Below are 284 nucleotides of genomic sequence, written 5' to 3'. Positions count from 1 at the left end.
CGGACATGCTCGAGCCGAGCCTGCCGGCGGACCGCGAGGCGACCGATTACAGCGACGAGCACATCCTGCATCTGACCGGCAAGATCCACCCCGGACAGATGGCGCAATCGCTGTCGAAACGCTTGCCGGACAATGCGATCGTGCTTGCCGACGCCGGCGCGCATCTCGCCTGGCTCGGCTATTACCTGCAGATCGCGCCCGGCCAGAACTTCCGCAAGCCCGGCGATTTCGGGCCGATGGCGGGCAGCGTCAACGGCGCGCTAGGCGTCAAGCTCGCCCATCCC

At 67.3% G+C, this 284-nt stretch carries 1 pseudogene; it reads left to right on the top strand.

From position 1 onward, the window contains the following. Positions 1-284: pseudogene (locus EN846_RS35545) on the top strand (hypothetical protein); the annotation flags it as partial.

Origin of the sequence: Mesorhizobium sp. M4B.F.Ca.ET.203.01.1.1 (genome assembly GCF_004791025.1) — a bacterium.
GTDB classification, from domain to species: Bacteria; Pseudomonadota; Alphaproteobacteria; order Rhizobiales; family Rhizobiaceae; genus Mesorhizobium; species Mesorhizobium abyssinicae.
Note: the sequence above shows the minus strand (reverse complement) of the source record. Positions and strands in the feature narration are given on the sequence as shown.